Source organism: Xenorhabdus indica (genome assembly GCF_014467235.1).
GTDB lineage: Bacteria > Pseudomonadota > Gammaproteobacteria > Enterobacterales > Enterobacteriaceae > Xenorhabdus > Xenorhabdus indica.
Map to the genome: position 1 here is coordinate 1 of NZ_NKHP01000052.1, position 6,792 is coordinate 6,792.

The 6,792-nt window shown below is 41.5% G+C and carries 7 protein-coding genes; 2 read left to right on the forward strand and 5 right to left on the reverse strand.

All coding sequences use genetic code 11. The features are described from left to right. Positions 1–139 precede the first annotated feature (139 nt). Entirely contained in the window at positions 140–1,357 is a 1,218-nt protein-coding gene (locus Xind_RS19165) for a tyrosine-type recombinase/integrase (protein ID WP_187650885.1), read from the reverse strand. 268 nt (positions 1,358–1,625) lie between these two features. Here Xind_RS19165 and Xind_RS19170 point away from each other — a divergent pair, with 268 nt between their 5' ends. Next, positions 1,626–2,609 carry a quinone oxidoreductase gene (locus Xind_RS19170; RefSeq protein WP_047683912.1) on the forward strand — a complete coding sequence of 328 codons (984 nt, stop codon included), beginning with the start codon at positions 1,626–1,628 and terminating at the stop codon, positions 2,607–2,609. A 30-nt stretch (positions 2,610–2,639) separates the two neighbouring features. Here Xind_RS19170 and dusA read toward each other — a convergent pair whose 3' ends face one another. Further along, positions 2,640–3,677 carry a tRNA dihydrouridine(20/20a) synthase DusA gene (gene dusA, locus Xind_RS19175; protein ID WP_072032544.1) on the reverse strand — a complete coding sequence of 346 codons (1,038 nt, stop codon included), beginning with the start codon at positions 3,675–3,677 and terminating at the stop codon, positions 2,640–2,642. Between the two features lie 87 nt (positions 3,678–3,764). Between dusA and Xind_RS19180 the strand changes: the two genes are divergently transcribed. Then, entirely contained in the window at positions 3,765–4,856 is a 1,092-nt protein-coding gene (locus Xind_RS19180; RefSeq protein WP_187650886.1) for a tyrosine-type recombinase/integrase, read from the forward strand. Positions 4,857–5,369: 513 nt separating this feature from the next. Here Xind_RS19180 and Xind_RS21925 read toward each other — a convergent pair. From Xind_RS21925 to Xind_RS19195, 3 genes are all read right to left on the reverse strand, one after another. Beyond that, positions 5,370–5,801, reverse strand: coding sequence for a hypothetical protein (locus tag Xind_RS21925; protein ID WP_187650887.1), 432 nt, complete (start codon positions 5,799–5,801; stop codon positions 5,370–5,372). Position 5,802: 1 nt separating this feature from the next. After that, positions 5,803–6,246: a Panacea domain-containing protein gene (locus Xind_RS19190; RefSeq protein WP_187650888.1), complete on the reverse strand. Its 444-nt coding sequence runs from the start codon at positions 6,244–6,246 to the stop codon at positions 5,803–5,805. Positions 6,247–6,548: 302 nt separating this feature from the next. Continuing rightward, the coding region (locus tag Xind_RS19195) for a tail fiber assembly protein (protein ID WP_187650889.1) at positions 6,549–6,792 on the reverse strand (244 nt) is incomplete at its 5' end.

The window sequence follows — 6,792 nt, forward strand, 5'->3', positions numbered from 1 at the left end:
CTGTATTGCATGATTATGTTACCCTCACTGTTTAATTGTTTTTGTGAGGGTATTTTACTTAACAGAAATTATTACGAAAGAAAGCCACATTTGTTACGTGTATATCACAATGGTCATTCTCACAACTCATTACTTCCCATTATTGAGCTGCTTTTAATATAACCACATTCTCATAATTACCCGCCAATACATCCAGTCGCTCACACCACTTGTTTAAAGCGTCCAGCTTCTCTGGCAGGTATTGGCTCTTGTTATATATCGCCATAATGCCCGGCAGTGCATGGCCTAACAGTTGCTCAACGACATGAGGTGCGATACCTATGTCATTTAATTTAGTTGCAAACGTTCGCCTTAAATCATGCAAAGACCATTCCTCGTCATGCTCTAATTTTTTCCATATTTTTCTGCCATATTGTGCGACTGCTTCAAGTTTTTTAATTTCCCCTAAGAGATAACCACTTTTATGGTTTTGGTGAATAATATTCATTAAAAATGGCTTCATGTATTCTGGTATTGGACGAATGATTTTCTCACCTGTCTTGCTATTTTCTTTTGGGACAGTCCATAACATAGAATTCAAATTCCATTCTGAACATTTAGATAACCTGATCTCCCGTGTCCGACAGCCAAATACAACCAAAATTTTCAATAAATTATTATAATAAGGTAGGTAAATACCTGTATTTATGGAGTCCCATAATTGACCAAGTTCATGATCGTCTAAATATCGCTGGCCTTTATTTTGTTTTTTTCCAACATCCTGAATAGTTAAATCATCCAATACATGGCTGACTGCATACCTTCTTACCCGGCAAAATTTTAGAGTTTGCTTGCACAATTGAAATACAGAACCAGCAGCCACCGGCGCTTTCTTTTTCATTCTATCAAAGCATTGTAGCCAATATATTGTTTCGCAGTCAGACAACGCCATTTCACCAATATAAGGATAAATATGTTTTTCTAATTGCAGAATAAGGGTATCAATATTGACTCGATTTTCTCTGCCGTAGTGCTCTATCCAATATTCAATAGCGTCTTTCACAGTGACTGGTTTTAATGATTCCTGCATCACTAAATTAAATTGCAGCTTTGGATCTTTCCCAGATGCTAACCAACTACGACATTTATCCCGCGTTTCACGAGCTTGCTTGAGAGACACATCAGGATAGCGCCCAATGGTAAGGCGGTTTAACTTTTTTCCATCAAGTCGGTACGTAAAAACCCAACTAACTCCACCAGCTTTAGATGCTTTGGCGCTCAACCCCGCACCATCGGCAAAAAATTCAATATTACCCCTTTCTTTTCCGTGCAGGGTTCTAAGTTTTTTGTCACTGAGCTTGTTTAGTTCGGCAGCCATGATCGCTAAAAGTATTTATACAATTGTTTATACGCAGTGTGCTGCAAGAGAGGCAAAACGTCAATAAACACTGTAACAACATACAGTTTAATGATTAATTAATTATTTGATATTTATATAAAAATAATAATCATGGACAAACTTCAAAACACAAAGTAAATATATATGGTCTGCAATGATTTCGGGGATATTATCGCCGTTTACAACGATTCCATTACAAACGTGCGAGGTTGTTCCCAATATTTCTTAAAGAATGAGAGAGTTACCAATGGCAAAACACATCGAATTTTCCGCCACTGGCGGCCCAGAAGTACTCCGATATTGTGAATTTACGCCTACTGATCCTGCACCTGATGAAATACAGATTGAGAATAAAGCTATCGGAATTAATTATATTGATACCTATGTACGTAGTGGCCTCTACCCACCAGCAGGTCTTCCCAGTGGATTAGGGACGGAAGCTGCGGGAGTTGTCACAAAAGTTGGCTCAAATGTGTCATACATCAAAGTTGGAGATCGTGTGGCATATGCTCAATCCGGTTTGGGCGCATACAGTGAAGTACATAATGTTCCTGCCAGCAAATTAGCTATCCTGCCGGATGCAATTTCATTTGAACAGGCGGCGGCTTCTCTTTTAAAAGGACTAACAGTTTATTATCTGTTCTATCAGACACACAAGGTTCAAGCAGGTGAAACTTTCCTATTCCATGCCGCAGCCGGTGGTGTCGGTTTGATTGCCTGCCAGTGGGCAAAGGCATTAGGTGCAAAATTGATTGGAACAGTCGGTTCAGACGAAAAAGCCAACCTTGCCAAAGCTGCGGGTGCATGGCAGACCATCAATTATAACCGTGAAAATATTGTGGAACGTATTTTGGAACTTACTGACGGAAAAAAAGTTGATGTGGTTTATGATTCCGTTGGTCAGGCTACGTGGCTGGATTCACTTGATTCCTTAGCCCCCAGAGGATTGATGGTCAGTTTCGGTAATGCCTCAGGACCAGTAACAGGAGTGAATGTCGGACTTCTCAATCAGAAAGGTTCACTATTTCTTACCCGACCTTCTCTTAATGGTTATATCACTACACACAAGGGGTTGATTGAAGCCAGCAAAATCCTGTTTGATTTTATTGCCAGCGGTAAAATCAATGTAGATGTTCGAGAAAATCAGAAATTTCCACTAAGCGAAGCGGTAAGAGCACACCGGACACTGGAAAGCCGTGCAACTCACGGTTCCAGTTTGTTGATACCATGATTCCCTTTTTGAACAAAGCGCCTGAGCGGATTACATCCGCTCTGTTACCATTTCCAATGCTTTTTCAACAACCATAATGTCAGCTCCGGGTTTATGCGCATTCTCACTCAAATGACGACGCCATTGACGTGCACCGGGAATCCCCTGAAAAACACCCAAAATATGGCGGGTAATGTGCCCTAAATAAGTGCCTTTTGACAATTCTTGTTCGATATAAGGATAAAGCGCCTTAACTACCTCAACGGTATCTATCACGCGAACGGTTTGGTCAAATAATTCACGGTCGACCTTCGCCAGAATAGAGGGATTTTGGTAAGCCTCCCGTCCAATCATCACACCATCAACATGCTGTAAATGCTGCTTCGCTTCTTCCAATGACTTAATTCCACCATTAATGGAAATTGTCAGTTGTGGAAAATCTTTTTTCAATTGATAGACCCGTGGATAATCCAAAGGCGGAATTTCGCGGTTTTCTTTTGGACTCAAACCAGACAACCATGCTTTGCGAGCGTGGATCACAAAATGATTGCACTCACTGTTTTTTACGACAGTATCTATGAAATCACACAAAAATTCGTAGCTATCCTGCTCATCAATACCGATACGGGTTTTAACTGTGACAGGAATATCTACCACATCCTGCATCGCCTTGACACAATCGGCTACCAGCATAGCCTCTCCCATCAGGCAGGCACCAAAACGGCCATTCTGCACACGATCAGACGGACAACCAACATTCAAATTAATTTCATCGTAACCACGCTGTTGCGCGATCTCAGCACTGTGCGCCAATGCCTGGGGTTCACTGCCCCCTAATTGCAATGCCAATGGATGTTCTTGCTCGTTATAAGCCAGATAGTCCCCTTTGCCATGAATAATTGCGCCTGTGGTGACCATTTCTGTGTAAAGCAGCGCTTCTTTACTTAACAGGCGATGGAAATAACGGCAATGGCGGTCAGTCCAGTCCAACATGGGCGCAACGGAGAAGCGGGAAGGTTTGAATTTCCTTGTATCCTTTGATATTACAGTGAATTTACTACATTTTTGTGTCTGTATATTTTCGTGCATTTTAGGCTATTTTGGGCTATTTTTGAATTATCAGCACCCCAAACAGAACCCCATTAATTTGGGGACCTGAATAGGAGAGTATTAAAGATGGCCTACTATAGCATAGAAAAACGCCCCCGCGCAGACGGCACTGTCCGCTATCGTTGTACTGTTGGTGTTAAGTCTGGTGGTAAATATATTTATAGAGAGAACCGTACATTCGGAAAACAGTCCCACGCCAAGACATGGGGTGCTCAGCGAGTAGCTGAGTTGGAGCAAAACGGAGTTCCCACACAAAGCGATACCGAGGATTTAACAGTCGGTGATTTGCTGTATAAATACATCAATGATCCAGATTTGGGTGGGAAAGCAGGAAGAACTAAAAAATATGTATTAAACATGCTCTTAGATAGTGAATTAGCGAAACTAGCACTTTCAGAGCTATCAGTTAGCCACATTATCGAGTATTGCAAGCAAAGACATTCTACTGGTATTACTCCATCAACCATTAACCATGATGTCAGCTACTTAACGTCAGTATTAAAATCAGCCAAGCCAATCTATAACATAGACTATATATCAAATCCTGCATATGAAGCGCGTCCTTTGCTAACTCAAATGGGGTTGATTGAGAAATCTCGACGTCGTAGCCGAAGGCCTGCGCAAGATGAGATCGATAAACTTATTGTTGGGTTACGTAAGCGCAGTAATCATAGAGAAGGGAAAATACCCTATGAAGATATCTTAAATTTCTCAATCTTAAGCTGTATGCGCATAGGCGAGGTCTGTAAAATTAGATGGGATGATGTAGACGAAAAACAAAGATCTGTCGTTGTAAGGGATAGAAAAGATCCCAGAAAGAAAACAGGGAATCACATGTCCGTTCCTTTACTTGGGGATGCCTGGGAAATAGTTCAAAAACAACCAAGAACAAGTGATCTAATATTTCCTTACAACGCCAAAAGCGTAACAGCAGGATTCCAAAGAGTCCGTAACGCTCTAGGCATTGAAGACCTCCGCTATCACGACCTACGCCGAGAAGGAGCCAGTCGCTTGTTTGAAGCTGGCTTCTCAATTGAAGAAGTTGCGCAGGTAACAGGCCACCGATCACTGAATGTATTATGGCAGGTATACACAGAACTGTACCCGCAATCACTGCATGAGAAGTACAACAAGCTGATGCAAAAGAAAGAAGAATAACTTTTTTCAATGCTTATTATGCGAATGATAGCCCCATAACGGGGCTTTTTTTTGACCTACGGAATATGACCTCGTTAGTTAATCCTGAGCTAAGCGGGAATTCGGGCTTTGCTGTCATTATCTACCCCTTATGTCCAAGTAACATATTGAAAATATGTAGATTTATTGCTTTTGTCCAGTACATAAATCAACCATAGGGATTTCCGCAACGGTTGATTAAGTCATTGATTTATCCGCTGACCGTCAAATTGACGACCCGAAGCAGACTTATTTTTCCAGCGCCCAAAGTGAGGACCTCGAATAAATCAATAGGTTACGCTAGACGGGATTTGAAAGCCCTTTTGACTCATTGATATTAGACAATTCCCTCTCAGAACCGGAATTCCTGCACCATGCTTGAATTCAATAAAATCAATAAGTTACACGTGAATAATTTGTAATTTATTGATTTAACATGATTTTATCAAAGGAGCGGAAATTAAGGGGATCGGGGAGGTGGGGTGAGTTAATTATTTATCCGTGGTTGTACAGCGTATAATTTCTATCCAGCCATACAATGAAAAAAGTAGAATCACGCCTATAGCCAACCATGGGCTTCCTACCACTGAACCTGAAAGCGATAAAGTCAACATCCTCTGTGACGTGTTCAGGTATACCTGCTTGAATTGCGTTCCTCGCTATCTTTTCAAATCCAAGCGTATGCCGATTTTGCTGTTTTATTTGACCCCATGTTAATTGGCTCAGCCGGAATAATTTGTCAGACAAAGCCGCCTTATCATCCCTTTCACAACGACTTACACAGTAATTATCTTGCAAGTATCTTAAAGAAAATTCAGGTGGTCTTTTTTCTGAATCATCATGAAATTCAGGACCTAGCCTAAGCCTACCAGATTCCGCCTGAACTTTCTGAGGTGCTTTTATTCTTTTGGAATTTTTCTTTGCCATATTAATTTATACGAGTAAGAAAGTAATCCTTAAGCTCTTCATGAGAAATAACTTGACATCCTACACCTTCGATATAGTTATTCTTCCATGGCGCCTCTTCATGAGTCATATTACGAAGCTTCCAGGCTGAAAATTGCCCGAAAACATCATAAACCTCATTAAGAAGTCCTTTTTCATCATCGGAAAACTTATTTAAATCTAAGTTGGTAGGGATAGGCAGCGCTTGATTACCATGCTCTTTATATTTTCTATAAATCGCCGGAACCACAGGGCCATGCATCCACGCTTCTATCTGTTCCTTAAATAGCGGCTTTTTCAGCAATGCCAAAGAAAAACCCTGCGCGTAATAAACGAGCTTCTGTAACTTTAGATTGGAAATAGTGTCGCCGCTTTCCTCATTACAGCAAGCCAAAAAATAATCAGCCACATCAAAACAAGTAGGCATAACACTTCTCCATAGGTAATTTAATAAAACACTACACGCCAAATTTATCAAACTGATATATAGCTATGGCTATATTAGTGCCATTGAATCTTAAGCTCAACCGCGCAGACTGTATTTATTTTGTTTTGCTGAGGATTAAAATGTATCAAACCGTTTCAGTTTTCAGCCCTCCGTGGCCTGAATTCATTGTCAGTGAGTCAATACCTCCAATACTTCCCCACGGCAAGTAAGAGTTTCAGTTACCCACAATTAACATTGAATTAACTCATAATTAACGCCAATGTCCCTTTGTGCCCACCCCCTCACTTCGGCGGTTCCGGCCATGCGATATCGGGGGCAGTGGAACAGTCTACCCGGTTGAGCAGGACGCGGTATTTTTTCCAGGCGACAAGAGCCGCTTTTTCTTCCTTCGTGGCCATGTCGAGGTCAGCGGCGTCCTGTAACGGGGCAATGGTATTTGCCACCTGTGACATGCGATAACGCTTTTCTGATTCGGCCTGTTGCTGTAGCTCCTCCGGTGTCGGCGGGGGTAACTCAATCAAGGTA

Excerpts from the sequence above, each read along its gene's own strand:
- Xind_RS19165 (WP_187650885.1), bottom strand. The coding sequence starts at position 1,357 with ATGGCTGCCGAACTAAACAAGCTCAGTGACAAAAAACTTAGAACCCTG.
- Xind_RS19170 (WP_047683912.1), top strand. The coding sequence starts at position 1,626 with ATGGCAAAACACATCGAATTTTCCGCCACTGGCGGCCCAGAAGTACTC.
- dusA (WP_072032544.1), bottom strand. The coding sequence starts at position 3,677 with ATGCACGAAAATATACAGACACAAAAATGTAGTAAATTCACTGTAATA.
- Xind_RS19180 (WP_187650886.1), top strand. The coding sequence starts at position 3,765 with ATGGCCTACTATAGCATAGAAAAACGCCCCCGCGCAGACGGCACTGTC.
- Xind_RS21925 (WP_187650887.1), bottom strand. The coding sequence starts at position 5,801 with ATGGCAAAGAAAAATTCCAAAAGAATAAAAGCACCTCAGAAAGTTCAG.
- Xind_RS19190 (WP_187650888.1), bottom strand. The coding sequence starts at position 6,246 with ATGCCTACTTGTTTTGATGTGGCTGATTATTTTTTGGCTTGCTGTAAT.